Raw genomic sequence first — 24,156 nt, 5'->3', positions numbered from 1 at the left:
GTTGCCGCTGACCAGCTGGCGCACCATGCCCTGCCAGTCCAGGCCGCCCGGCGATTGTTCTTCCTTGATCGACGAGAGCTTGACGAACTCGGCGTAGGAGCCCGGCGCCGGGAAACCCAGGGCGCGGATGCGTTCGGCGATTTCATCCAGCGCCGTCCACTGTTCGGTGTACTGGGTCATGAACATCGCGTGCAGGCTGTTGAACATCGGCCCGGTGACGTTCCAGTGGAAGTTGTGGGTCTTCAGGTACAGCGTGTAGCTGTCGGACAGGAAGGCCGACAGGCCTTCGGCCACCTTCTTGCGGTCCTTCTCGCTGATGCCGATGTCGATCTTCGGCGCGGACGACGCGGCGGCGGCGGGCTTTTTCGACTTTGATGCCATGACAGGACTCCTCGTTGAACGGGACCCTTCAATCCTACTCCCGCTCCCGTTGAAGTCCGATGAACCCCCGTCCGGACGTTAGAATGGCGTTATATGTCCGCCCGTCCGGCCCCGCTTCCGCCCCTTCCCGACGACGCCGTGCCCAGCCGCGAACGCGGCCGGCTGCTGCGCCTGCGCGGCGCCGCGCGCAAGGCGCCCGACGACGCCGGCAAGCGCGAGGCCTATGAAACCGCCCTGGCCGCCGCGAAGGCGACGTTCGCCGCGCGCCAGGCGAAGCGGCCAACGCCGCGTTTCGACGACAGCCTGCCGGTGTCGCGCGCGGCCGACACCCTGGTCGAGCTGATCCGCAAGCACCCGGTGGTGGTGGTGGCCGGCGAAACCGGTTCGGGCAAGACCACCCAGCTGCCCAAACTCTGCCTGGCCGCCGGCCGCGGTGGCGCCGGCCTGATCGGCTGCACCCAGCCACGCCGCATCGCCGCGCGCGCCGTCGCCCGGCGCGTGGCCGAGGAACTGCAGGTGCCGATGGGCGGCGCGGTCGGCTACCAGGTGCGTTTCACCGACAACGTCGGCGACGACACCTTCATCAAGTTCATGACCGACGGCATCCTGCTGGCGGAAATCCAGTCCGACCGCTGGCTGTCGAAGTACGACACGCTGATCATCGACGAAGCGCACGAGCGCAGCCTCAACATCGACTTCCTGCTCGGCTACCTCAAGCAGCTGGTCGCCAAGCGCCCCGACCTGAAGCTGGTCATCACCTCCGCCACCATCGACACCGACCGTTTCGCCAAACACTTCGGCAACGCGCCGGTGGTGAACGTCGAAGGCCGCGGCTATCCGGTGGACGTTCGCTATTTCACCCCGGGCCGAGACGAGGAAACGGGGTCCGACCCCATTGACCTGCCGCTGGCGGAGGCGATCGTGGCCGCGGCCGACGACATCACCCGCCAGGACCCGATCGGCGACATCCTGGTATTCCTGCCGGGTGAGCGCGAGATCCGCGACGCGCACGCGGCGCTGAACCGGCGCAAGTACCGCTCCACCGAAGTCATCCCGCTGTACGCGCGGCTGTCGGTGCGCGACCAGGACAAGGTATTCAATCCGGGCCCGGGCCGGCGCATCGTGCTGGCGACCAATGTCGCGGAAACCTCGCTGACTGTGCCGCGCATCCGCTACGTCATCGACCCCGGCCTGGCGCGCGTGAAACGCTACAGCCCCCGCGGCAAGCTCGACCGCCTGCACATCGAACCGGTCAGCCAGGCCAGCGCCGACCAGCGCAAGGGCCGCTGCGGCCGCATCGCCGCCGGCGTCTGTTACCGGCTGTATTCCGAAGACGACTTCGCCGCGCGCCCGCGTTTCACCGACCCGGAAATCCTGCGTGCCTCGCTGGCCGGCGTCATCCTGCGCATGCTGACGCTGGGCCTGGGCCGGGTCGAGGACTTCCCCTTCATCGATCCGCCCGACCCGCGCGCGATCGCGGATGGCTGGCAGACCCTGGCCGAACTGGGCGCCGTCGACGAGCAGCGCAATCTCACCGGCATCGGCCGCGAAATGGCGCGGCTGCCGGTGGATCCCAAGCTGGCGCGCATGCTGGTCGCCGCACGCGGCCACGGCGTGCTGCACGAACTTCTGGTCATCGCCAGCTTCCTGGGCATCCAGGACCCGCGCGAACGCCCGGCCGACGCCCGCGAGAAGGCCGACAATGCGCACGCGGAATTCGCCGACCCCAATTCGGAGTTCGTCGGCATCCTCAAGCTGTGGGAGGCCTACCGCGAGGCCCACGAAGACCTGACCCAGTCGAAGCTGCGCAGCTGGTGCGAAAAACGTTTCCTGGCCTTCCTGCGCATGCGCGAGTGGCGCGAACTGCACCGGCAGCTGCGGCTGGCCTGCGAGGAGCTGGGCTGGGACACGGCCCGGGGTCAGGTGCACTTTTCCCCGGAGACGGAGGGCGAGCCGGACAGCGCGGGGGAAAGTGCACCTGACCCCAAATCGCGCCGCCGGAAATCCAAGCCCGACACCAACCCCTTCTACCGCCAGCTGCACCGCGCCCTGATCGCCGGCCTGCCCGCGCAAATCGGCCACCGCACCGAAAAGGGCATCTACGACGCACCGCGCCAGCGCAAGTTCCAGCTCTTCCCCGGTTCGTCGCTGGCGAAGCTACCGCCGGCGTGGGTGCTGGTGGCCACGCTGCTCGACACCCAGAAGGTGTGGGGCATGATGGGGGCAAAGATCGAGCCCGACTGGGTCATTGCCGAACTGCCGCACCTGCTGGCGCGCAAACACTTCGACCCGCACTGGTCGCGCAGCCAGGGCCGGGTGCTGGGCAGCGAGCAGGTCAGCCTGTTCGGCCTGGTGCTGGCGCCGAAAAAACCCGTGCACTACGGCGGCCTGTATCCGGCCGAAGCTCGCGAACTGTTCGTGCGCCAGGGCCTGGGGCCCGGCGAAGTGGACTGCCGTGCACCCTTCCTCAAGCGCAACCTGGCGACGCTGGAAAAAGCCCGCGAAGAAGAAGCCAAGCTGCGCCGCGCCGGCCTGGTGGCCGACGAGGACTGGCAGGCGCGCTGGTACCTCGACCGCCTGCCGCCCGACCTCAACTCGGTCGCCGGCCTCGACGCCTGGTACGGCAAGCTTGCGCCCGGGCAAAAGAAGGTCCTGGAATGGCCGCTGGCCGAACTGCTGCCGGGCGAGGGCAGCGAGGCCGAACGTTTCCCTAAGTATTTCCCGATCGGCGACACCCGCCTGGCGCTGCACTATCGCTTCGAACCCGGCCACGCCGAGGACGGCGTCACCCTGGACGTGCCGCTGCACCTGCTGATGGCGCTCGACGCCACCCGCCTGGGCTGGCTGGTGCCGGGCCTGGTGGAAGAAAAGGCCACCGCGCTCATCCGCGGCCTGCCCAAGGCCCAACGCCGCAACTACGTGCCGGCGCCGGACTTCGCGCGCGCCTTCGCACAGGCGTTCCCGAAGCCGGAAGCCGACAGCCTGGCCGGCACCCTGGCGCGTTTCCTGAGCAAGGCCACCGGGGCGCCGGTGACCGCGCTGGACTTCGACGAAGCGGCGCTGGACCCGCACCTGCGCATGAACCTGCGCCTGGCCGAACGCGACGGATCGGTGCTGGCGCTTTCCCGCGACCTGGACGCGCTCAGGGCACGCTTCGGCGACCGCGCCGAGCAGGCCTTCGCCGAACGCGCCGGCGAAGACCTGGCCCAGGAAGGACTGACCCGTTTCCCCGACGCGCCGATCCCGGTGCAGGTGCCCGGCGCGGCCGGCGTGCCGGCCTTCCCGGCGCTGGTGGACGAAGGGGGCACGGTGTCGCTCAGCGTTTTCGCCGACCGCGACGAAGCCGCGCGCGAACACGCCGCCGGCGTGCGCCGCCTGCTGCGCCTGGCGCTGGCCGACAAGCTGCGCCAGGCGCGCAAGCAGTTGCCGGTCAGCCCGAAGCTGGCGCTGCTGTACGCCACCATCGAAGGTTTCCAGCAGGCGCCGGGGCAGGGCCCCGCGCACGAACACCTGCGCAGCGACCTCGCCGACGCGGCCCTGCTGGCGGTGACCGACGGCGACCTGGGCGCGGTGCGCGACCCGGCGGCTTTCGGTGCGCAGCTGCAGGAGGCCGGCAAACGGCTGTTCCCGGAAGCCATGGCGCGGCTGCAGCTGGCCGAACAGATCCTGGGCCTGGTGGCCGAGATCAAGCCGCGGCTGGAATCGCCGCTGCTGGGCTGGGCCAAGGGCAACCTGGACGACCTCAAGGCGCAGTTGGCCGGCCTGGTGCCGCCCGGATTCCTGCGCGAAACGCCGGCCGGGGCGCTGTCGGAGTACCCGCGCTATCTCAAGGCGCTGTCGCTGCGCGCCGAACGCGCGCTGCGCGACCCGGTGCGCGACCAGGCCCGCATGCTTGAGCTCAAACCGTTTGCCGATGCGCTTGACCGCGCCCGCGCCAGCGGCGACGCGGCGCTGCCGGCCTGGCAGTCCCTGCGCTGGGACCTGGAAGAGCTGCGGGTTTCGCTGTTCGCCCAGGAACTGGGCACCCGCCGCCAGGTCTCGACCAAAAAACTCGCCCGCACACTCGCGAACCTGTAGGAGCGCCTTCAGGCGCGAATCTTTTGACTTTGCTGGTCGCAAAGAAGAGATTCGCGCCTGAAGGCGCTGCTACAGACGTATTTCCGGGACTTATTTGAGGCGCTTGACCGCCGCGCGGGCGTTGTAGCCTTCGACCTTCATGAACCACGCGCCGAGCGCGCCCGGTTCGATGATGACCTTCGGGTCTTCCATCTTTACCCGCAGGCGCGCGGTCGAATCGGCAACCTGCCAGACCTGGCCGTTGTCGAGCGTGAACCGGCTGCCCTGGCTCCAGCCGCGGAATTCGCCGCTGATCGACGAGTAGATCGCGCCATCGGGGCCGGAGGGCCTGCTGAAGCCGCGGTTGTCGGCGACCGGCGTCGCCGCCGGAAGGGTCGAGGCGACCTTGCCGGTTTCGGCGGCGATGAAGGCATTGAGCGCCGCCAGTTCTTCCGGCGACAGCTTGTCCAGGCCCGCGGCCTTGAACTCGGCCTCGGTCATGCGCTCCTCCACCGAGGAGAAGGACTGGGCCAGGGCGCTGCCGGCCAGGGCGGCGGACAGGACGAGGGACACAAGCAACATTCGGCGCATGGTTTTTTCCGTACTGGTTGAACTGCCAGCAATCGCGGGGCAGTCTAACTCCCCGGCCAATGCAGGCGCCACTTGAACACCTCTGCCCCCCCACAAGCACGTTTGCAGCAAGCCCTGGCCGGCGTCGAGGCCGGTGCGGCCTGGTGGGCGGCCCTGGTGGAAACGGCGGCGCGGCTGCCGGCCGACGCCGACCAGAACCGCGCCCTGGCCGTGTTCGAGACCCTCCGGCCGCTGCGCGCCGACCCCGAAGTACTGGCCGCCGCCTGCCTGCACCAGTGGCCGGCCCTGCGCGCCGCGCTGCCGGCGCCGGTGCTCGAACAGGCGCCGCGCCTCAAGCGCCTGCTCGAAGGCCTGGTCGCCGCCGGCCAGGTCGACGACCTGCACCAGCACCGGCCCGGGCAGGGCAGCGCCGAAGGCCTGCGTCGCCTGCTGCTGGCCCTGGTGCGCGACCTGCGTGCGGTGCTGGTGCTGCTGGCCGTGCAGCTGGTGCGCCTGCGCGAAGCCGCGGCGCTGCCCGAAGACCAGCGCCGCGCCCTGGCCGAGCTCACCCGCGACATCCACGCGCCGCTGGCCAACCGCCTGGGTATCTGGCAGCTCAAGTGGGAGCTCGAGGACCTGGCCTTCCGCTGGCTGCAGCCGGAAACCTACCAGCGCATCGCGCGCCTGCTGGACGAAAAACGCGGCGACCGCGAACGTTTCATCAGCGACGCCATGGCCCGCATCCGGGAGGCCCTGGCCGAAGCCGGCGTGCGCAACGCCGACGTCGCCGGCCGGCCAAAACACATCTACAGCATCTACCGGAAGATGCAGCGCAAGGGCGTGCCCTTCAGCGAGCTCTACGACATCCGCGCCGTGCGCGTGCTGGTGGACGACATTCCCAGCTGTTACGCGGTGCTGGGCGTGGTGCACCAGCTGTGGCCGTCGATCCCGTCAGAATTCGACGACTACATCGCCCACCCCAAGGGCAACGACTACCGGTCGCTGCACACCGCGGTCATCGGCCCGGGCGGGCGCACGCTGGAAGTGCAGATCCGCACCCACCAGATGCACGAACACGCCGAACTGGGCGTCGCCGCGCACTGGCGCTACAAGGAAGGCGGCGGCGCCGACGCCAGCTTCGAGCGCAAGGTCGCCTGGATGCGCCAGCTGCTCGAGGCCCGCGACGACCGCGACGAAACCCTGGTGCAGGGTTTTTCCACCGAACTGGTCGAAGACCGGGTCTACGCCATCACCCCGCGCGGCGAAGTCATCGACCTGCCGCGCGGCGCCACCGTGCTCGATTTCGCCTATTCGGTGCATACCGAGGTCGGCCACCGCTGCCGCGGCGCCAAGGTCAACGGCCGCATCGTGCCGCTCGACCACCAGCCCGCCACCGGCGACCAGGTCGAGATCCTCACCGGCAAGACCGCCGAACCGCGCCGCGACTGGCTGCTGGCCAGCAACGGCTTCCTGGCCACCGGCCGCGCCCGCGACAAGGTGCGCGCCTGGTTCCACCGCATCGACCGCACCCGCAACCTGCACGACGGCAAGGACATGCTGGAAAAGGAGCTGCGGCGCATGGCCCTGACCCAGGCCGACCTGGCGCCGGTGCTGGCGAAGTTCAAACTCGAATCCATCGAAGACCTGCACCTGGCGCTGGCCCTGGGCGACCTGGGCCCCAGCCAGGTCACGCGCTGCCTGCACGACCACGCCCAGGCGGAAAAGGAACCGGCCGAACCGGCGCCGCTGACCCGCCGCAGCGCCCCGCCGCCGCCGCCGAACGCGCCGTTCACCGTCGAAGGCGTCGGCAACCTGCTCAGCCAGATCGCGCGCTGCTGCCAGCCGGTGCCCGGCGACCCGATCGTCGGTTACCTCACCCGCGGCCGCGGCGTCAGCATCCATCGCGCCGGCTGCCCGGCGCTGCAGCGGCTCGAAGAACGCAATCCCGAACGCCTGCTGCCGGTCGAATGGGGACGCGGCACCCGCGGCAGCTACGACGTCGACATCCAGGTGCATGCCTTCGACCGAAAGTGGCTGCTCAAGGACCTCACCAACACCATCGCCCAGCAGGGCGTGAACATCCTGGGCCTGCAGTCGCGGGTGGACGACGACAAGGGCCTGGCCGAACTGCGCCTGGCGGTGCGCGTGGCCGATTTCGGCCAGCTCAGCGACCTGCTCGGGCGCCTGAGCGCCGTGCCCGGCGTGCGCGAGGCGCATCGCCTGGGCTGACCGCCCGGCCGGGGTCCGTTCACCTTGCGCTGCTATCCTGCCGCGCATGGACAAGGGCACGGCATGAACCATCGCAAGGACCCCGGAGCGACCCCGTCGCTGGGCGCCCTCGACCAACTCGACCTCGACCGCCCGCGCGGCCGCGAAGGGTCCCAGGACCCGCCGCCGCCCGCGCCGGGGCCGCCTTCGCGCGCGCCGCGGCCGCCCCGCAGCCTGTTCTGGGTCTGGTTCGCCCTGGGCAGCCTGGTCGTGGTGGTGGCGCTGCTGCTGGCCCTGGGCACCTGGCGCGAAAGCCTGAGCCAGGCGCTGATCCCCTCGTCCGAACTCAACCGCGAAATCGAAGCCGCGCAGCTGGCCCTGGCCCGCGGCGAGCTCAGCCGCGCCGACGGCCAGGGCGCGCGCGAACGTTTCCAGGCCGTGCTGGCCCGCGACCCCGACCACCCGGCCGCGCGCAGCGGCCTGGTCGCCGTGCGCGAAGCGGCGCTGGTGCATGCGCGCGCCGCGCTCGCCAGCGGCGACTTCGACGCCGCCCGCCAGCACCTGGGCCTGGCCCGGGCCATGGCGGCGCCGGCCGACGACCTGGCCGGCATCGAAGCCGAGCTGGCCAACCGCCAGTCGGCCGAAGCCGACATCGCGCAGCGCCTGCAGGCGGCGCGTGACGCCCAGGCCCAGGGCCGCATCGAACAGCAGGGCGACGGCGCATTGGCGCTCTACGAAGACGTGCTGCGCCTGCAGCCCGACAACGCCATCGCGCTCGAAGGCCGGCGCAGCCTGCTGGCCAGCCTGCTGCTCGACGCCGAACGTGCGTTGGTCGACGGCGACCTGCGCACCGCCGGCGCGCTGGTGGACAGGGTGGTGAAAGCCGACCCGAGCCACCTGGGCCTGCCCTCGGTGCAGGCGCGCCTGGGCGAAGCCCGCGCCGCCGGCGAAAACGCCCGCGAAACCGCGCTCAAGGCGGCCCAGGCCGAGCTGCGCGCGGGCCGCATCGAAGCGGCGGCACTGGGTTTCCAGGCGCTGCTGGCGGAACGGCCCGACGACGTCGAGGCCCGCCAGGGCATGGACGACGCCGCGGCCATGCTGTCGGCGCGCGCCAGCCGCTATGCCGCCGACTTCGAATTCGACGCCGCCGCCGAGGCCATCAACCGCGCGCGCGAATGGGCGCCCGGCTCGCCGGCCGTGGCCGCCGCCGAACGCCGCCTTGAGCAGGCCCGCGAGGCGCGCGACGACGTGCCGGGGCAGGCGCTGGATCCGGACGAGCTCGATGCCTTGCTCGACGAAGCCGCGGCCGCGATGCGCGCCGGCGACCTGGTCGACCCGCCCGGCGCCAGCGCCTGGGACCTGCTGCGCCGCGCGCAGTCGATGGCGCCCGACAACGGCGCCGTGCGCCGCGCCTTCGTCGAATACAGCCGGCGCGCCCGCGCCTGCTTCGAAGACGAACTGGCCGGCAACCGACTCGGTGCCGCCCAGGCCTGCCTGGACGCGCTGGTCGTGCGCGACCGCGGCGGCGACGAATTGGCGGATGATCGCCGGCGCCTGGCCGACCGCTGGCTGGCTTTCGGCGAAGAACGCCTCGGCGCCGGCGAGTTCGCGCTGGCGCGCCGCGCGCTGTCGGCGGCGCGCGAGGTGGACCCGTCCAACCCGCGCCTGGAAACCTTCGCCGAACGCCTGCGCCGCGCGGGCGGCTGAAGCCGCTTCAGCGGCCGGGCAGTTCGTCCAGCAACCTACGCAGCGGCGCCCGCACCACGTCCGGTGAAAAATGCCGGCGGGTGTTTTCCAGGCCACCTTCCGAGAGCCGCGACCACAGCGTGGCGTCGTCGTGCAGCTTCAGCACGGCCTCGGCAAAGGCGTCGGCATCGTCGGCCACCAGCACGTCCTCGCCATCAACCAGGTGCATGCCTTCGACCGCGCAGGTGGTGGCGACCACCGGCAGGCCGTGCGCCAGCGCCTGGTTCACCTTGCCCTTGACCCCGGCGCCGTAGCGCAGCGGCGCCACGGAGATGCGCACTTCGCGCAGCAGCGGGCCCAGGTCGGGCACGTAGCCGCGGAAGTGGATGCCGCTGCGCTGGCCCAGCGCCTTCACCGCCGGCGACGCGTCGCCGCCGACCAGGTGCAGCGACAGGCCCGGGTGTTTTGCGTGGATGCGCGGCAGGATGTCGTCGGCCAGCCAGCGCGCCGCATCGACGTTCGGCGGGTGCCGGAACCCACCGACGAACAGCAGGCCTTCGCGGCCGGCGAAACCCGGGCCCGGTTCGGCGATGTCATGGATGTTCGACACCACGTCCACGCGCGCGCCCGGTGCTTCGGTGGCCAGCAGCACGCGTTCGGCTTCGCTCACCACCCAGGTCAGGTCGGCCTGGGCGACCAGCGCCAGTTCGGCCTTGCGGGTGCGCGCGGCGGTGCGCAGGCCGGCGGCGTCGCCGGCAAGCTCGGCTTCACGCTGTTCGCGCAGGAAGTGCAGGTCGACGGTGTCGAACACCACCCGCGCCCGCGGCGCCTGCGAACGCAGCAGCGGCAGCATCGGCCCCAGCACGTAGTGGCGGCTGCCGATGACCAGGTCGAAACGTTCGCCGTGCTGGGCCAGCCAGCGCGGCACGTCGGCCAGCCAGGGATGCCACCAGGCTTCGACGCCCAGCTGCTGCAGGGCTTCGGTGTAGGCGCCGTCGTGGGCGCGGTTTTCCGGGAAGAACACCACCGAGCAGCCTTCCTCGCGCAGCAGCCGCAGCAGCGCGGTCATGCGCAGCGAACCCGAATCGCGGTCGGGCGTGGGCGTGCAGGCGTCGAGCACCAGCACGCGCCGCTTCCGGCCGCGTTCGCTGGCGATTTCGGCGCCGGCGGAAGGCGGCAGGTGGTCGCGCGCCAGCACCTCGCGCCAGCGTTCAAGGAACTTGGCCTGGTTGGCGACCTGGTAGGCCTTCACGCCGCTGCCGGTGTCGGTGCCCGAGGTCGCGCCCTCGTGGTGCACCACCACCGACGCCGGCTGGTAGCGCACCTTCAGGCCGCGGTCGCGCACGCGCATGGCCAGGTCGGTGTCTTCGTAATAGGCCGGCGAATAAAATGCATCGAAGCCGTCCAGGCCTTCGAACAGCTCGCGCCGGATCGCGATCGACGCGCCCGAGCAATAGTCCACTTCGCGCACGAAGTTGAAGCGCGGGTGCGCCGGGTCTTCGAAGCGGCCGTAGTTCCAGCACGAACCGTCGGCGAAGATGATGCCGCCGGCTTCCTGCAGCCGCCCGTCCGGATACACCAGCTTGCTGCCGGCCAGGCCGGTGTCGGGGTAACGTTCGAAGGTGGCCAGCAGCGCGTCCAGCCAGCCCGGCTGCACGGTGGTGTCGTTGTTGAGGAACACCAGGAACTCGCCGCGCGCCTTCGCCGCGCCGGCATTGCAGGCGCCGATGAAGCCCAGGTTCTTCGCATTGCGGTGGAACACCAGGCCCGGCACCGTCGGCAGCAGTTCGGGCGTGGCGTCGGACGAGCCGTCGTCGACCACGATGACCTCGAAGGCAGTGGCGTCGCCGGAATCGGCCAGCGCCCGCAGGCAGCCCAGGGTCATGTGCAGCTGGTTGTAGACCGGCACGATGATGCTGGCGCGCGGCGCTTCCGGCCGCGGCAGGCGCAGCGCGGCGCCGCTGGCCGCGGGCGAGGGCGGCCGCACCAGCCTGGTTTCACCGGACGGCGTGGCACGACGCTGGCGCCAGCGTTCCAGGGTGCCGGCCCAGCCGCGCACGCGCAGGCTGGTGATGCCGCGGCCGGCCAGCGAACGCAGCTGGCGCAGGCGGAAGGCCAGGCCCTGCAGGCCGGCGTGCATTGCGTCCAGGGCCTTCTGCGGGCGCCGGGCCACGCGCCAGGCGAACGAGGACCGCAGGCGGTCCAGCGCCTGCTGGCGTTCGTCGCGCTGGGCCAGGGCGACGTCGCGCTGGCGGGCCAGGTCGGTGCAGTCGCGCTGGTAATAACCGTGGGCGTCGGCGAGCTGCTGTTCGAGGCGGCCGATGCGCGCCTGCAGGTCGTCGGACTGCGCCTGCAGTGCCTGTTTTTCGCCGGCCTGGCTGAGAAGCTGCGCCTGCAGGCCGAAGGCCCAGTCGGCGCGGCGGTCGAGCTCCTTGTTGGCCTTCGCCAGGTCGGTGGCCAGGTCGCGTTCGCGGGCCTGCGTTTTCGCCAGCGTTTCTTCCAGTACCAGGTTTTGGCTGGCCTGGACTTCGGCGCGCGGCAGCTGCAGGCGCGGCGCGCTGGTGGCCAGTGCTTCGCGCCAGGCCGAGGCCATCGATTCCAGGCCGGGCTGTTCGGTCGGCACCCGCGCCCGCGCAGCGGCGACCTGGTTGCGGTCGGCCGCCAGCGTGGCCAGCTGCTGCGCGAAGGCCTTCGCGGTCGGCGGCAGCAGCCAGCCGGCATCCGTGGCGCGCACCCGCGCCGAGGGCGCGCCCAGGTCGGCGCACAGCACCGGCAGGCCCAGCGCCCACATTTCCGACAGCGTGTAGGACCAGGTTTCCGGCACGGTGGATGGCAGCAGGGCCAGGTCGGGGGCCAGCGTGTCGCGCCAGTGCGGCAGCTCGTCGCGCGCGTAGTCCTTTTTCAGGTGTACGCCGCGGCGGCCGCGGTAGCGTTCGCCCTGCGGGCCGGTGCCCAGCAGCACCAGCTCCACGCCCTCGGGCAGGCATGCGACCAGGCCGTCGAGCAGTTCGCTGCCCTTGGCGCCGTGCACGCGACCCGGCACCAGCACGCGCAGCGGCGCGTCGGCGCGGCGTGGCGCGTGCGTTTTCGGAGTCGTCGGGAACGGCGCCAGGCCGTGGTTGATGATGCGCCAGGGCCGCGCGGCCAGCGCCGGCGCCAGCGCGCAGGCGCGGCCGCGGGCGAAGTCGCTGGGCGCGACCAGTTGCACGTTCTGTTTTTCCAGTGTTTCGAACAGGTTCGCGCGCAGCGCCCACCAGTGCGCCGGGTCGCGGCTGGGGAACAGGAAGGTTTCGCCGGCTTCGGCGATCAGCCGCGCCAGCGTCGCCTGGTCGAAACTTTCGCTGGCCGGGTCGCGGGCATCGTGCAGCAGCGGCCAGGCGGGGAACAGGTCGTGCTGGCACAGCGCCGTCGGCAGCCCGGTGCGCAGCACGTCGAGCGAATGCCCCACCAGCGAAGACACCAGCACCGCGCCGACACCCCAGCGCGTGCGCAGCAGTTCCAGCACGTCCCCGACCCCGGCCGAGGACGCCACGCAGTCGGCGATCGGCGCCGAAAGCTCCCAGACCTGCAGCGGCGGCGCGTCGAGGTCGGCGTGCAGGCACAGCCGGCGGCCGAAGGGCGGGCGGTCGTGGTCGCCGCGCGCCACCAGCACCAGGTGTTCGCGCGAATCGTCGGCGGCCATCAGGTCGCGCACGAAGCGTTCGGCGCCGCCGCCCCAGGCATGCAGCACGTGCAGCAGCACCGGGCGGCCGGGGCGGATGCGGCGGCCACCCGATGCCAGCCGCGCCTGCAGCGCGCGCACCACCGCCGGCGCCTCGCCGCTTGCCGGCGCCGCCGCGCCGACCTGCACGCAGGGCAGCAGGCCGCGCTGGCCGGGCAGGGGGCTGTCGGGATAATCCAGGGCGCGGTCGTCGCCGCCGCGCCACAGCGAACATTCGGCAGACCAGCCGGCCCAGTCGAACGCCGCATGTTCACCGAAGCTCCAGGCAGCCGCATCGGCGTCGTTGCCGTCGCTGGCGCCCAGCGGCCAGCGGCCGTCCAGCGGCGACAGCACGTCCCAGTCGCCGTCGCGCCAGGCGGCGTGCAGGCGCTCCCAGGCCGCTTCGTCCAGCACCAGGCCTTCGCGCAGCAGCAGCACGTCCCGCCCCGGATGCTGCGCGCGGGCACGCGCCAGCGCCTGCGCCGGCGAGTCGGCCCAGCGGCACGTGACCGGTCGGGAAGTGGCGTCCATGCGGGGTGTTCAGTCTCGGGTGGGAACGGGGCTGCGACGGCCTGCTAGACTCGCCGCACCCCGGGATTATCCATGTCCGTGCCCCGAAGCGCTTCCCCCAAATCCTCAGGCTCTCCTTCCGCCCGTCCCCGCTGGCGTACCTGGCTCTTCCGCGGCGCCCTGCTTGCGCTGGGCCTGGTCGTGGGCGTGGGCGTGCCGTATTTCTACGTGCTCGACAAGCGCGTACGGGCTGAATTCGACGCCCTGGTCTGGCAGGTCCCGACCCGCGTATATGCCCGCCCGCAGCCGCTGGTGCCGGGCACGCGCCTGGACGCCGACACCCTGCTGCTGGAGCTGGCTGCCGCCGGTTACCGCGAAGACGGCGGCGAACTGCCCGGCACCTGGACCCGCGACGGCAAACGTTTCGACATCGCCACCCGCGCCTTCACCGACCTCGAAGGCCCGGTGCCGGGCCGCCAGCTGTCGGTGCTCATCGACGGCGGCCGCGTCGCCACGGTCACCGACCGCAAGTCGGGCAAGCCGGTCGACGACGCCCGCCTCGACCCGGCCCGCATCGCCACGCTTTATGGCGACGTCACCGAAGAGCGCCGCCTGGTGCAGCTGCAGGACGTGCCTTCGCTGCTGGTCACCGGCCTGCAGGCGGTCGAGGACCGCAACTTCAAGCACCACCACGGCATCGACCCCTGGGGCATCCTGCGCGCGGCCTGGGTGAACACCCGCGAAGGCGAGATCGAGCAGGGCGCCAGCACGCTGACCCAGCAGCTGGTGCGCAACCTGTTCCTCAGCCGCGAAGTGGCCTGGACCCGCAAGATCAAGGAAGCCAGCTACTCGGTCATCATCGAGGCGCGCTACGACAAGCAGCGCATCCTCGAGGCCTATTTCAACGAGGTTTACCTGGGCCAGCACGGCAATCAGGCCATCCACGGCATCGCCGCCGGCGCCGAGTTCTGGTTCGGCCGCGACCTTTCGGCGCTGCGCACCCAGGACATGGCCCTGCTGGTGGGCATGATCCAGGGCCCGTCGGTGTACGACCCGCGGCGCCGGCCGGAAGCGGCGCTCAAGCGCCGCAACCTGGTGCTGGCGGTCTGGCGCGACACCGGCCTGATCACCGCCGCCGACGCCGAAAAAGCCATGGCGTCCTCGCTGGGCGTCAGCGCGCGCCCGGGCGTGGCCTCGAACCGCAACCCGGCCTTCATGGACCTGGTGCGCCGCCAGCTGGCGCGCGACTACCCGGCCGACGCGCTGCGTGGCGCCGGCCTGGTGGTGGTGACCACGCTGTCGCCGTCGGCCCAACTGCGCGCCGAACAGGCCGTCACCGGCACGCTCGACAAGGTGCAGCGCAAGGACGGTCCGGCCCTGCAGGCCGGCCTGGTGCTGACCGACACGAAATCAGGCGAAGTGCTGGCCATGGTCGGCAACCGCGACACCGACCAGCCGGGTTTCAACCGCGCGCTCGAAGCGCAGCGGCCGGTGGGTTCGCTGCTCAAGCCCATGGTTTACCTGCTGGCGCTGGCCCAGCCCGACCGCTGGTCGCTGGCGACGCCTGTGGACGACGCGCCGGTGGACCTGGTGCTGCCCAACGGCAAACGCTGGAACCCGGAAAACTCCGACGGCCGCAGCCACGGCCGGGTCAGCCTGGCCGATGCGCTGATGCATTCGTACAACCAGGCGACGGTGCGCGTGGGCATGGACGTCGGCCCCGAGCGCCTGGCCGAACTACTGAAGGTGCTGGCAGGCTTGCGCGCCCAGCCCAACCCGTCGCTGATCCTGGGCTCGGTCGACCTCAGCCCCTTTTCGATGGCGCAGGTCTACCAGTTCCTGGCTTCCGGCGGCGAAATCCAGCCGCTGCGCGCGGTGCGCGGCGTCATCGACGCCAAGGGCGAGGCGGTCAGCGAATACGATTTCAAGGCGGCACCGGCGCAGGAAGGCGATGCGATCGCCGCGCGCCTGGTGACGCTGGCGCTGCAGGACACCGTGACCCGCGGCACCGCCAGCCAGCTGGTGCGCGACGGCCTGGGGCACCTGAAGGCCGCCGGCAAGACCGGCACCAGCAACGACAGCCGCGACAGCTGGTTCGCCGGTTATACGGGTAGTCACCTGGCGGTGGTGTGGGTCGGCAACGACCGCAATGAACCCACCGGGCTTTACGGATCCACCGGCGCCATGCGCGTATGGTCGTCGCTGTTCGCCGGCCTGCCCACCGCGCCGCTGGACGTCGGCATGCAGGGCCTGGAATGGGGCTGGGTGGACGCCGAGGTGTTCGCCACCACCGAAGAAGACTGCGACGGTGCGCGCCGCTACGCCTTCGTCGGCGGCTACCTGCCGCCCGAACACGTCAGCTGCCGCAGCAACAGCTGGCTGGACTGGTTCCGCCGGGGCGGCGACGATCGCCGCGACCGCCGTGACCGCCGCGACAACCGAGATTGAAGGACCGACCGACGTGTTTGCCCGACTTACCGTGATTTTCCTGGCCCTGCTGCTGGCCGCCTGTGCTTCGACGCCCGCGGGCCCGGCGCCGTCCGAACCCGCCGCGGTCGCGACGGCGTCGCCGGCCGAACTGGTGGCGCAGGTGCGCGCCCTTGGCGAACACGGCCACGAACTGGAAGTGCAGCCGCTGCGCGATCCCCAGGTTGAAGACCTGCGCGCGCAAGCCCAGGCGCAGGAAGCAGCCGGCAAACCCAAGGCCGCGTTCGACACCCTGGCCCGGGCGCTCGTGATCAGCCCGGGCGACCCGGACCTGCTGCAGTGGCAGGCCGAACTGGCGCTGCTGCGCCGTGCCTGGAAACAGGCCGAAATCCTGGCCGCCCAGTCCTTCGAACTGGGCCCGAAGCTGGGTGGGCTGTGCCGCCGCAACTGGGCCACCATCGGCAACGCCCGCGCCATGCGCGGCGCCAACGAGGCGGCCGCCGTCGCCCATCGCCAGGGCGAGTCCTGCACGGTGTCGCCGCCGGTCCGCATGTAGGTGGGCGACCTCGCCGAACGCACGCTCGCCGCACTGGCGCCGGACGGGCCGCTGGCGACCGGGCTGGAAGGGTTCGTGCCGCGTTCGGCGCAGAACCAGCTGGCGCAGTCGGTCGCCGAAGCCATCGATGACCGCGCCACGCTGGTGGCCGAAGCCGGCACCGGCACCGGCAAGACCTATGCCTACCTGGTGCCGGCCCTGCTGTCGGGCCAGCGCGTGATCCTGTCCACCGGCACGCGGGCGCTTCAGGACCAGCTCTATCATCGCGACCTGCCGCGCGTGCGCCAGGCCCTGGGCGCCGGCATCAAGACCGCGCTGCTCAAGGGCCGCGCCAACTACCTGTGCCTGTACCGGCTTGAACAGGCCAAGGGCGAAAAATTCCAGTCGCGCGAAGTGGTCGGGCATTTCCAGCGCGTAGTCGCCTGGGCCGGCCGCACGATGCGCGGCGACCTGGCCGAACTGGCCGACCTGCCCGAAGATTCGCCGCTGTGGCCGCAGGTCACGTCCACGGCCGACAACTGCCTGGGCAGCGAGTGCCCGTTCTGGGACGAATGTTTCGTGGCCAAGGCGCGCCAGCAGGCGCAGGCCGCCGACCTGGTGGTGGTCAACCACCACCTGCTGCTGGCCGACCTGGCGATCAAGCAGGAAGGTTTCGGCGAAATCCTGCCCGGCGCTTCCGCCTTCGTGCTGGACGAAGCGCACCAGCTGCCGGAACTGGCCGCGCAGTTTTTCGGCGAGGGCATTTCCGCGCGGCAATTGCTCGACCTCGCGCGCGACAGCCTGGCCGAGTGCAAGAACGTCACCGCGTCCCTTGCCACGGTGATGGGTCCCGCGCGTGCCCTGGAACAGGCCATGCGCGACCTGCGCCTGGCCCTGGACAAACTGCCCCAGCGCGGCCCGCAGGCGCGCCTGCTGGCCCTGCCCGGTGCCCCGGCGGCGCTGCAGCACCTGGAACACACCCTGGCCGAACTGCAGCGCGTGCTCGGCCCGCTGTCCGACGCCGCCCCGGGCTTCGCGGCCTGCTGTGACCGCGCCGTCGAACTGCGCCGCCGCCTCGCCGCCTGGCTCGAAAAACCGGGGTCAGAGTCGAATTTCTCCGATGAAGAGTCGCCGACTGAGACAGCGCAGGAAAAACTCGACTCTGCCCCCTCCGCCGACAACTTTTCGGTGAAGTGGTACGAGCTCACCCAGCGTGGGTTCACCCTGCAGCGCACGCCGCTGGATGTATCCGGCCCGCTGCGCGAGTACCGCGAGAAGAGCCGCGCCGCCTGGATCTTCACTTCGGCGACGATGGCGGTGGACGGCCACTTCGCCCACCTGGGCCGGCGCCTGGGCCTGGACGAGCCGCGTGAGCTGCTGCAGCCCAGCCCCTTCGACTGGCCCAACCAGGCGCTGTGTTACCTGCCGCGAGGCATGCCCGAACCCAACAGCCGCGAATACGTCGGTGCCGTACTCGACGTCGCCTGGCCGGTGCTGGAAGCCTCCAAGGGCCGCGCTTTCCTGCTGTTCACCTCGCACCGCGCCCTGCGCGAGGCTGCCGAAGAACTGCGCGACGCGCCATGGCCGCTGTTCGTGCAGGGCACCGCGCCGCGCAGCGTGCTGCTGGAACGTTTCCGCGCTTCGGGCAACGGCGTGCTGCTGGGCGCCGCCAGTTTCTGGGAAGGCGTGGACGTCGCCGGCGAAGCGCTCAGCGTCGTCGTCATCGACCGGCTGCCCTTCGCCGCGCCCGACGATCCGGTGCTCGAGGCCCGGCTCGAGGCCGTGCGCCGCCGCGGCGGCAACCCTTTCCGCGACGAACAGCTGCCGCAGGCCGTGATCGCGCTCAAGCAGGGCGTCGGCCGGCTTATCCGCAGCGACCACGACCGCGGCGTGCTGGTGCTGTGCGACCCGCGACTGCTTGGCAAACCCTACGGCCGCAGCTTCCTGGCCAGCCTGCCGCCGTTCCCGCGCACCCGCGACATCGAAGACGTGCAGCGCTTCTTCGCCGACGCGGAGACCGCGCCGCTTGCGGCACAATCCACGCCATGAAGCTCCTGGCCATCGAAACCAGCACCGAAGCCTGCTCCGTCGCCGTGTACGCCGACGGCCAGGTGTTCGCGCGCCACGAACTGGCGCCGCGCCGGCACACCCAGTTGGTGCTGCCCTGGGCCGATGAACTGCTGGCCGAAGCCGGCCTGGCCAAGTCGCAGATCGACGGCATCGCCGTCGGCCGCGGTCCCGGCGCCTTCACCGGCGTGCGCCTGGCCATCGCCCTGGTGCAGGGCCTGGCGCTGGCGCTCGACCGGCCGGTGCTGCCGGTGTCCACGCTGGCGGTGCTGGCGATGCAGGGGCAGGGCGACAACATCCTTGCCGCCATCGATGCGCGCATGGGCGAGATCTACCTGGGCGCGTTCGTGCGCGATGCCGACGGCCTGGTCAGCGCCGCCGGCCCGGAAGTCCTGTGCGCCCCTTCGGAGGCGCCGATTCCCGACGCGCCGATGCAGGGTGTCGGCTCGGGCTTCGCGGCCGGTGACGGTGCACTGGTAACCCGTCTTGGCGAGCAGCTTCCGGAATTCGATGCCAACGCCCTGCCACACGCCCGCGATCTCGCCCGCCTGGCCGTGCGCGCCTGGCAGCGCGGCGAAGCCATCGCCGCCGACGCGCTGGAACCCGCCTACCTGCGCGACAAGGTCGCGCTGACCCTGGCAGAGCAGGGCAAGCCGGTTCCGCGCTGAGGCTCAGTCATCGGTGCGGTCGCCGCGCGCGCTGGGCTGCGACACCACAAGGAAGTGCACGGCCTCGTCGAAAGGGTTGCTGAACTGGTGCGGCAGGCCCGGCGGCACCTCCAGCCCCTGGCCCGCAGCCAGCGCCACCTCGCGCCCCGCCAGTTCGATCACCGCGCGCCCGGCAAGGATGTAGAAGAACTGCCGCGCCTGCCCGTGGCGGTGCCGGTGTTCGCGGCCACCGGGTGGCACGTGTTCGGCGATCACCGACAGGTCGTGTCGCTGCAGCAGGTGCCAGCCGTCGTTGTTGCCACCCCAGACGTAGTGCCGGTCGGCTTCGCGCACCGCCGGTTTCCAAAGCGAGGCCAGCATCGGAAGGATCTGCCAGCGCGACAGCGGCGCAATCTTGCGCTCGCCCGGTGCGGCCGGATCCACCCAGGCCAGTTCCCCGATCTCGGCGCCTGCCGACGGCGTGCCGTCGACGCTGGCCAGGAAAACTTCCGCCTGCACGCGCGCGCCGGCTTCGTTCACCGCGACGTCTTCGAATTCACCCAGGCGGATGGCGCCCGGCCGCAGGCCAACGCCGACCTCCTCGGCCAGCTCCCGCGCCAGTGTCTGCAGCGAGTCCTCGCCGGGTTCGCGCTTGCCACCGGGCTGGATGAAGGTGTCGGTGCCGCGCTTGCGTACCAGCAGCACACGGCCCTGGTCGTCACACAGCACGGCCGCGACGGTCCGGATAAGCGCCATGGTTTACAGCAGGACCAGCGTCGCCAGGCCCAGGAACGAGAAGAAGCCCATCACGTCGGTGACCGTGGTCAGCACCACGCCGCCGGCCAGGGCCGGGTCGATGCGCATGCGCCGAAGCAGCAGCGGCACGCCGACGCCCGCCAGGGCGGCGGTGACCAGGTTGATCACCATCGCCGCGGCGATGACGCCGCCCAGCGGCCAGTCGCCGAACCACAGCGCCGCCACCACGCCCACGACCATCGCCCAGGCCAGGCCATTGAGCAGGCCGACCATCACTTCCTTGTTGAGCAGGGCGCCGATGTTGCCCATGCCGACCTGGCCCAGCGCCATGCCGCGCACCATCAGCGTCAGCGTCTGGGTGCCGGCGACGCCGCCCATGCTGGCGACGATCGGCATCAGCACGGCCAGCGCGACCAGGCGTTCGATGGTGCCTTCGAAGCGGCCGATCACCCACGAGGCCAGGAAGGCGGTAAGCAGGTTGATGCCCAGCCACAGAGCCCGCCGCCGCGCCGCGCGCGCGACCGGGCTGAACATGTCCTCGTCCTCGTCCAGGCCGGCGGCGCTGAGCGCCTGGTGCGCGGCGTGGTCGCGGATGATGTCGACGACGTCATCGATGGTGATGCGGCCCAGCAGGATGTTGTTGTGGTCCACCACCGGTGCCGACACCCAGTCGTGGTCGGAGAACTGGCTGGCGACGTCGTGCGCCGGGGTATCTACCTGGATGGCCGGCTGTTCGTCGTCGAAGAGTTCGTTGATCGGCGTGCTGGCGTCGTGGGTCAGCAGCGACGCCACGGACACGCGGCCCAGGTACTGGTGGCGGCGGCTGACCACGAACAGGTGGTCGGTGTGCTCGGGGATCTCGCCGCGCAGGCGCAGGTAACGCAGCACCACGTCCACGGTGACGTCCGTGCGCACCGTGATCACGTCCGGGTTCATCAGGCGGCCGGCGCTGTCCTCGTCGTAGGACAGCACCTGCTCGAGCCGTTCCCGGTTTTCCCGGTCCATCGACTTGAGCACTTCCTCGATGACCGTGTCGGGCAGGTCTTCGGCCAGTTCGGCCAGGTCGTCGATGTCCAGGTCTTCGACGGCCGCGACGATTTCGTCGGTGTCCATCTCGGCCAGCAGGCTTTCGCGCACGTCGTCGCCGACGTGCACCAGCACTTCACCGTCGTCTTCGGGATCGACCAGGCCCCAGACGATGTTGCGCTTGGCCGGCGGCAGGGATTCGAGCAGGTTGCCGATTTCGGCCGGCGACAGCGAATTCACCAGGCGGCGCACCGGCCCCAGCCGGCCCGAGTCGAGCGCGTCCGACAGCAGCCGAAGCTGCCGGGCGGTCTTGTCGTGGTGCGCGGCGTCGGCCATCGGCGGGCTCCGGGGAAGGCCCGCACATTATGGACGGGTTGTCCCCTAGCGGGCGAGCCAGCGTTCGATGGCGGCGCGGTCGTGGCAGCGCAGCAGGGTGTTGGCGCGCCGGCGCAGGCTGGCGTGGTCGGCGTCGCGCACGGCCTTGCGCACTTCCAGCAGGGTCGAGGGGTGCAGGCTGAAGTCGCGCAGGCCCAAGGCCAGCAGCAGCGGCACGTTGGCGGCTTCGCTGGCCATTTCGCCGCAGACCGCCACCGGGATGCCGTTGCGGCGGCCGAAGGCGAAAACCTCGGCCAGCAGACGCAGCACCGACGGGTGCCGCGGTGAATACAGTTCGGCCAGGGCCTCGTGGTTGCGGTCGGTGGCCAGCAGGTACTGCACCAGGTCGTTGGTGCCGACCGATACGAAGTCCACCAGATCAACGATGTCGCCCAGGCCCAGGGCCGCCGCCGGCACTTCGATCATCGCGCCCAGCTCGGCCACCGGGCCGACCTGGCGGCCTTCCTCGAGCAGGGAGGTACGGGCCCGGTCGAGCAGGTCGCAGACCCGCTGCATTTCCTCGCGGCCGCTGATCATCGGCACCAGGATGCGCACCGGCCCGTAGGCGCTGGCGCGCAGGATGGCGCGCAGCTGGGTCAGGAACAGGTCCGGATGCGCCAGCGACAGGCGCACGCCGCGCAGGCCCAGGGCCGGGTTGGGTTCGCTGCGCAGGGCCAGGCCCGTGCGGTCGGCCTTGTCGGCGCCCAAGTCCAGGGTGCGGATGGTCGCCACCCGGCCGGCCAGGCCCAGCACCAGGTCGCGGTAGGCCAGGAACTGTTCTTCCTCGGTGGGCAGTTCCTGGCGCTGCAGGAACAGGAACTCGGTGCGGTACAGGCCGACGCCGTCGGCGCCCAGCGCATGCGCCTCGGCGACGTCCTCGCGCGATTCGGCGTTCGCGTACAGGCGGATATCCACGCCGTCCTTGGTGCGCGTGGGCTGCCGGCGCAGCCGGGCCAGCTGGGCGCGTTCGCGGCCGATCTGGGCCTGGCGGGCGTGGTAGTGGGCCAGGTCGTCGGGGCCGGGTTCGAGCACCAGTTCGCCGTGGCTGGCGTCGAGCATCAGCGCGTCGCCGTCGTTGGCGTGGGCCAGCAGCTCGGGCACGTTCACCAGCAGCGGCAGGTGCAGGCTGCGGGCCAGGATGGCGCTGTGCGAAAGCGGGCTGCCGGTGGCCGTGGCCACCGCCACCACGCCGCGCGCCTGCCAGGCGGCCAGTTCGGCCGGTGCCACGGTTTCGCAGACCAGGATCTCGCCGGCCAGGCCTTCGATGGCGTCGTCACCGCGGCGGTGCAGGGCGGCGTGGATGCGGCCGACCACGTGGTCGAGGTCTTCGCGGCGGCTGCGGAAGTACTCGTCGTCCATGCCCTCGAACACGGCCGCCAGCCGGTCGCGCTGCAGCTTCAGGGCGTAGTCGGCGCCGTAGCGGCCGGTGCGCACCAGGTCGTCCAGGCCCTGCAGCAGCTCGGGGTCGTCCAGGATCATGGCGTGCAGGTCGATGAACTCGCCCACTTCCTGGGCCAGGGCCCCATGCAGGCGCTCGCGCAGGGCGCGCAGCTCGCCGCGGGTGGCGTCCAGGGCCTCGTGCAGGCGGGCCAGTTCGGCGTCCACCTGGTCGGCGGCGATGCGGGATTCTTCGACCACCAGCGCCTGCGGGTGCAGCACGCGGGCACGCCCCAGGGCCAGGCCACGCGAGGCGGTGACGCCGCGCAGCTGGCGCCGCATCAGCCTTCCTCGTCGAAACCGCGCTCGAACAGCGCGGCGGCGGCGGCCAGGGCCTCGGCCTCGTCTTCGCCATCAACCCGCATCAGCAGGGTGGCACCCGGGGCGGCGGCCAGCAGCAGCACGCCCATGATGGATTTGGCGTTCACTTCCCGACCGCGGCCGAGCAGGGTGGCCTGGCACTGGTAGCCCGACAGCAGCTGCACGAGTTTGGCCGCCGCGCGTGCGTGCAGGCCGAGCTTGTTGGTTACCTGCAGTTCGCGCTCAAGCATCGTCCACCACCACTCCGTTGCGGGCGCCGGCGGCGGCCGTGCGCGTCAGTTCTTCCAGGTCCTGTTCGGGGTAGTTCTGCACCCGCAGCAGCATGGGCAGGCCCAGGCCGCTGACCCGGTGGGCCGGGGTGCCCAGGTGGACCAGCCTGTCGGCCAGGCGGGCGGGGCTGGCGCCGTACAGGTCGGTCAGCAGCAGGACCCCGTCGCCGGCGTCGACCTTGCGCATCGCGGCGCTGGCCGGGGCCAGCAGGTCGTCGGGTTTGGCGTCCCAGGGCACTTCGAAGGCCTCGGTGGCCAGGGGCAGGCTGCCCAGCAGGCCGCGCGCGGCCGCCAGCACGGCGCTGCCGACCCCGGGATGGCTTAGCAGGAGGATGCCAACGGACATGGGGGAACATTAGCAGACTGGTGCCGGGCCAATTGGCAGAAAGTATCAATGACAGCCGCTCCGGACGGACTTATAGTAGCCACCAATCCGTTTCCGGCGGTTGTCCACAGGGGATACAAAAGATGATTCGCAAATCGCATTTGGTGCGGGCCTCGCTGCTCGCTTTCGGTGGCCTGCTGCTGTCAGGCAATGCCGCCGCCCAGTCCTACGCGCCGGTCGGCGTGCAGCAGAATGTCCCCGAGGCCACCGTCACCGGTGGCGGCTGGAGCGTCTGCCACAGCTCGACCTATGCCCAGAACGGCATCCCGCTGGCCACCATCCTGGCCAACTGCTCTGAAGAAAACATCATGTACGCCTGCCGCCTCGTCGGCGATCCGAACTTCAACGTACTGGCGCAGGCGCCGCGCGTGGACGTGTTCACCGATACCGGACTGGGCAATGCCACCACGAGCTCCAACAACGTGGAGTGGTACTTCGACAACGAGCAGTCGATTGGCTTCGCGCCGGGCGGCGAGACGGTCACCCGGACCAGCTGCGACACTACCAATACCGGCAACAACGACCGCATGTGCATCCATACCGACGGCGGCAACATGTCGGGCGGTTGGCGCTGTGGTTCCAACACCGGCCTGAACGCCAATGCCGCCTGGGAGCGCGTGATCCTGCAGGCCAACGGTGGCTTGCAGCTGACCATCCCGGGCAGCAACGACCCGGTGCTGGTCGCCGAAGAGCTGATCATCCCGCCGAGCCGCACCATCACCAACCCCGGCAGCCTCGACATCGTCACCAATGTCGAATACGCCTTCTCGCCGGGTGAAGTGCGCTACGCCCGCCTGGAA

General features: G+C 71.1%; 16 protein-coding genes and 2 pseudogenes. 8 read left to right on the top strand and 10 right to left on the bottom strand.

Features of this window, described 5'->3' with window-relative positions; translation table 11 throughout:
- A partial coding sequence (locus AACZ35_RS03100; RefSeq protein WP_339825961.1) for a Dps family protein occupies positions 1-381 on the bottom strand: 381 nt, incomplete at its 3' end.
- Positions 382-474: 93 nt separating this feature from the next.
- Between AACZ35_RS03100 and hrpA the strand changes: the two genes are divergently transcribed.
- Positions 475-4,458: an ATP-dependent RNA helicase HrpA gene (hrpA, locus tag AACZ35_RS03095; RefSeq protein ID WP_339825958.1), complete on the top strand. Its 3,984-nt coding sequence runs from the start codon at positions 475-477 to the stop codon at positions 4,456-4,458.
- Between the two features lie 90 nt (positions 4,459-4,548).
- On the opposite strand, the gene AACZ35_RS03090 is transcribed toward hrpA, so the two are convergent.
- On the bottom strand, positions 4,549-5,010 hold the full coding sequence (locus tag AACZ35_RS03090) for a hypothetical protein (RefSeq protein ID WP_339825955.1): 462 nt from the start codon (positions 5,008-5,010) through the stop codon (positions 4,549-4,551).
- 120 nt (positions 5,011-5,130) lie between these two features.
- On the opposite strand from AACZ35_RS03090, the gene AACZ35_RS03085 reads away from it, so the two are divergent.
- The gene (locus AACZ35_RS03085; protein ID WP_339825953.1) at positions 5,131-7,236 is read left to right on the top strand and encodes a bifunctional (p)ppGpp synthetase/guanosine-3',5'-bis(diphosphate) 3'-pyrophosphohydrolase; all 2,106 of its coding nucleotides are present in this window, start codon (positions 5,131-5,133) and stop codon (positions 7,234-7,236) included.
- Positions 7,237-7,299: 63 nt separating this feature from the next.
- A complete protein-coding gene (locus AACZ35_RS03080) occupies positions 7,300-8,922 on the top strand; it encodes a hypothetical protein (RefSeq protein WP_339825950.1) in 1,623 nt (540 codons plus the stop codon).
- Positions 8,923-8,929: 7 nt separating this feature from the next.
- Here the strand turns inward: AACZ35_RS03080 and AACZ35_RS03075 are convergent, their stop codons facing one another.
- Entirely contained in the window at positions 8,930-11,041 is a 2,112-nt protein-coding gene (locus AACZ35_RS03075; protein ID WP_339825966.1) for a glycosyltransferase, read from the bottom strand.
- Between the two features lie 525 nt (positions 11,042-11,566).
- Positions 11,567-12,583, bottom strand: a pseudogene (locus AACZ35_RS03070) (glycosyltransferase); the annotation flags it as partial.
- Between the two features lie 621 nt (positions 12,584-13,204).
- On the opposite strand from AACZ35_RS03070, the gene mrcB reads away from it, so the two are divergent.
- From mrcB to tsaB, 4 genes are read left to right on the top strand one after another with little or no spacing between them, the layout of a single operon-like run.
- On the top strand, positions 13,205-15,559 hold the full coding sequence (mrcB, locus tag AACZ35_RS03065; protein ID WP_339825948.1) for a penicillin-binding protein 1B: 2,355 nt from the start codon (positions 13,205-13,207) through the stop codon (positions 15,557-15,559).
- A 13-nt stretch (positions 15,560-15,572) separates the two neighbouring features.
- Positions 15,573-16,094, top strand: coding sequence for a hypothetical protein (locus tag AACZ35_RS03060; RefSeq protein ID WP_339825946.1), 522 nt, complete (start codon positions 15,573-15,575; stop codon positions 16,092-16,094).
- Positions 16,095-18,122: an ATP-dependent DNA helicase gene (locus AACZ35_RS03055; protein ID WP_339825944.1), complete on the top strand. Its 2,028-nt coding sequence runs from the start codon at positions 16,095-16,097 to the stop codon at positions 18,120-18,122.
- On the top strand, positions 18,119-18,808 hold the full coding sequence (tsaB, locus tag AACZ35_RS03050; protein ID WP_339825942.1) for a tRNA (adenosine(37)-N6)-threonylcarbamoyltransferase complex dimerization subunit type 1 TsaB: 690 nt from the start codon (positions 18,119-18,121) through the stop codon (positions 18,806-18,808). Before AACZ35_RS03055 ends, tsaB begins: the two co-directional genes overlap by 4 nt.
- A 3-nt stretch (positions 18,809-18,811) precedes the next feature.
- Here the strand turns inward: tsaB and AACZ35_RS03045 are convergent, their stop codons facing one another.
- The 6 genes and pseudogenes from AACZ35_RS03045 to AACZ35_RS03020 all read right to left on the bottom strand — a co-directional run bounded on the left by AACZ35_RS03045 (position 18,812) and on the right by AACZ35_RS03020 (position 23,317).
- Entirely contained in the window at positions 18,812-19,168 is a 357-nt protein-coding gene (locus AACZ35_RS03045; protein WP_339825963.1) for a cupin domain-containing protein, read from the bottom strand.
- A pseudogene (locus AACZ35_RS03040) lies at positions 19,157-19,543 on the bottom strand (NUDIX domain-containing protein); the annotation flags it as partial. The pseudogene AACZ35_RS03040 and the gene AACZ35_RS03045, both read right to left, overlap by 12 nt.
- A gap of 3 nt (positions 19,544-19,546) precedes the next feature.
- Positions 19,547-20,905 carry a magnesium transporter gene (gene mgtE / locus AACZ35_RS03035; protein ID WP_339825939.1) on the bottom strand — a complete coding sequence of 453 codons (1,359 nt, stop codon included), beginning with the start codon at positions 20,903-20,905 and terminating at the stop codon, positions 19,547-19,549.
- 45 nt (positions 20,906-20,950) lie between these two features.
- Positions 20,951-22,663, bottom strand: a complete 1,713-nt coding sequence (gene ptsP / locus AACZ35_RS03030) for a phosphoenolpyruvate--protein phosphotransferase (protein WP_339825937.1) — start codon at positions 22,661-22,663, stop codon at positions 20,951-20,953.
- Complete coding sequence (locus AACZ35_RS03025; RefSeq protein WP_339825935.1) at positions 22,663-22,932, bottom strand: HPr family phosphocarrier protein; 270 nt, start codon at positions 22,930-22,932, stop codon at positions 22,663-22,665. The genes ptsP and AACZ35_RS03025 overlap by 1 nt, the downstream gene beginning before the upstream one ends.
- On the bottom strand, positions 22,925-23,317 hold the full coding sequence (locus tag AACZ35_RS03020) for a PTS sugar transporter subunit IIA (RefSeq protein WP_339825933.1): 393 nt from the start codon (positions 23,315-23,317) through the stop codon (positions 22,925-22,927). Before AACZ35_RS03020 ends, AACZ35_RS03025 begins: the two co-directional genes overlap by 8 nt.
- Positions 23,318-23,439: 122 nt before the next feature.
- Between AACZ35_RS03020 and AACZ35_RS03015 the strand changes: the two genes are divergently transcribed.
- Positions 23,440-24,156, top strand: a 717-nt coding sequence (locus AACZ35_RS03015; protein WP_339825931.1) for a hypothetical protein, incomplete at its 3' end; no start/stop codon positions are given.

The sequence above is a fragment of the uncultured Arenimonas sp. genome (assembly GCF_963976025.1).
In the GTDB taxonomy this organism is placed as follows: domain Bacteria; phylum Pseudomonadota; class Gammaproteobacteria; order Xanthomonadales; family Xanthomonadaceae; genus Arenimonas.
This window is presented reverse-complemented; position numbering and strand designations above follow the sequence as displayed.

Coding starts and splice junctions, on each gene's coding strand:
- hrpA (WP_339825958.1), top strand. CDS start 475: ATGTCCGCCCGTCCGGCCCCGCTTCCGCCCCTTCCCGACGACGCCGTG.
- AACZ35_RS03080 (WP_339825950.1), top strand. CDS start 7,300: ATGAACCATCGCAAGGACCCCGGAGCGACCCCGTCGCTGGGCGCCCTC.
- AACZ35_RS03075 (WP_339825966.1), bottom strand. CDS start 11,041: ATGCACGCCGGCCTGCAGGGCCTGGCCTTCCGCCTGCGCCAGCTGCGT.
- mrcB (WP_339825948.1), top strand. CDS start 13,205: ATGTCCGTGCCCCGAAGCGCTTCCCCCAAATCCTCAGGCTCTCCTTCC.
- tsaB (WP_339825942.1), top strand. CDS start 18,119: ATGAAGCTCCTGGCCATCGAAACCAGCACCGAAGCCTGCTCCGTCGCC.
- AACZ35_RS03045 (WP_339825963.1), bottom strand. CDS start 19,168: ATGCTGGCCTCGCTTTGGAAACCGGCGGTGCGCGAAGCCGACCGGCAC.
- mgtE (WP_339825939.1), bottom strand. CDS start 20,905: ATGGCCGACGCCGCGCACCACGACAAGACCGCCCGGCAGCTTCGGCTG.
- ptsP (WP_339825937.1), bottom strand. CDS start 22,663: ATGCGGCGCCAGCTGCGCGGCGTCACCGCCTCGCGTGGCCTGGCCCTG.
- AACZ35_RS03025 (WP_339825935.1), bottom strand. CDS start 22,932: ATGCTTGAGCGCGAACTGCAGGTAACCAACAAGCTCGGCCTGCACGCA.
- AACZ35_RS03020 (WP_339825933.1), bottom strand. CDS start 23,317: ATGTCCGTTGGCATCCTCCTGCTAAGCCATCCCGGGGTCGGCAGCGCC.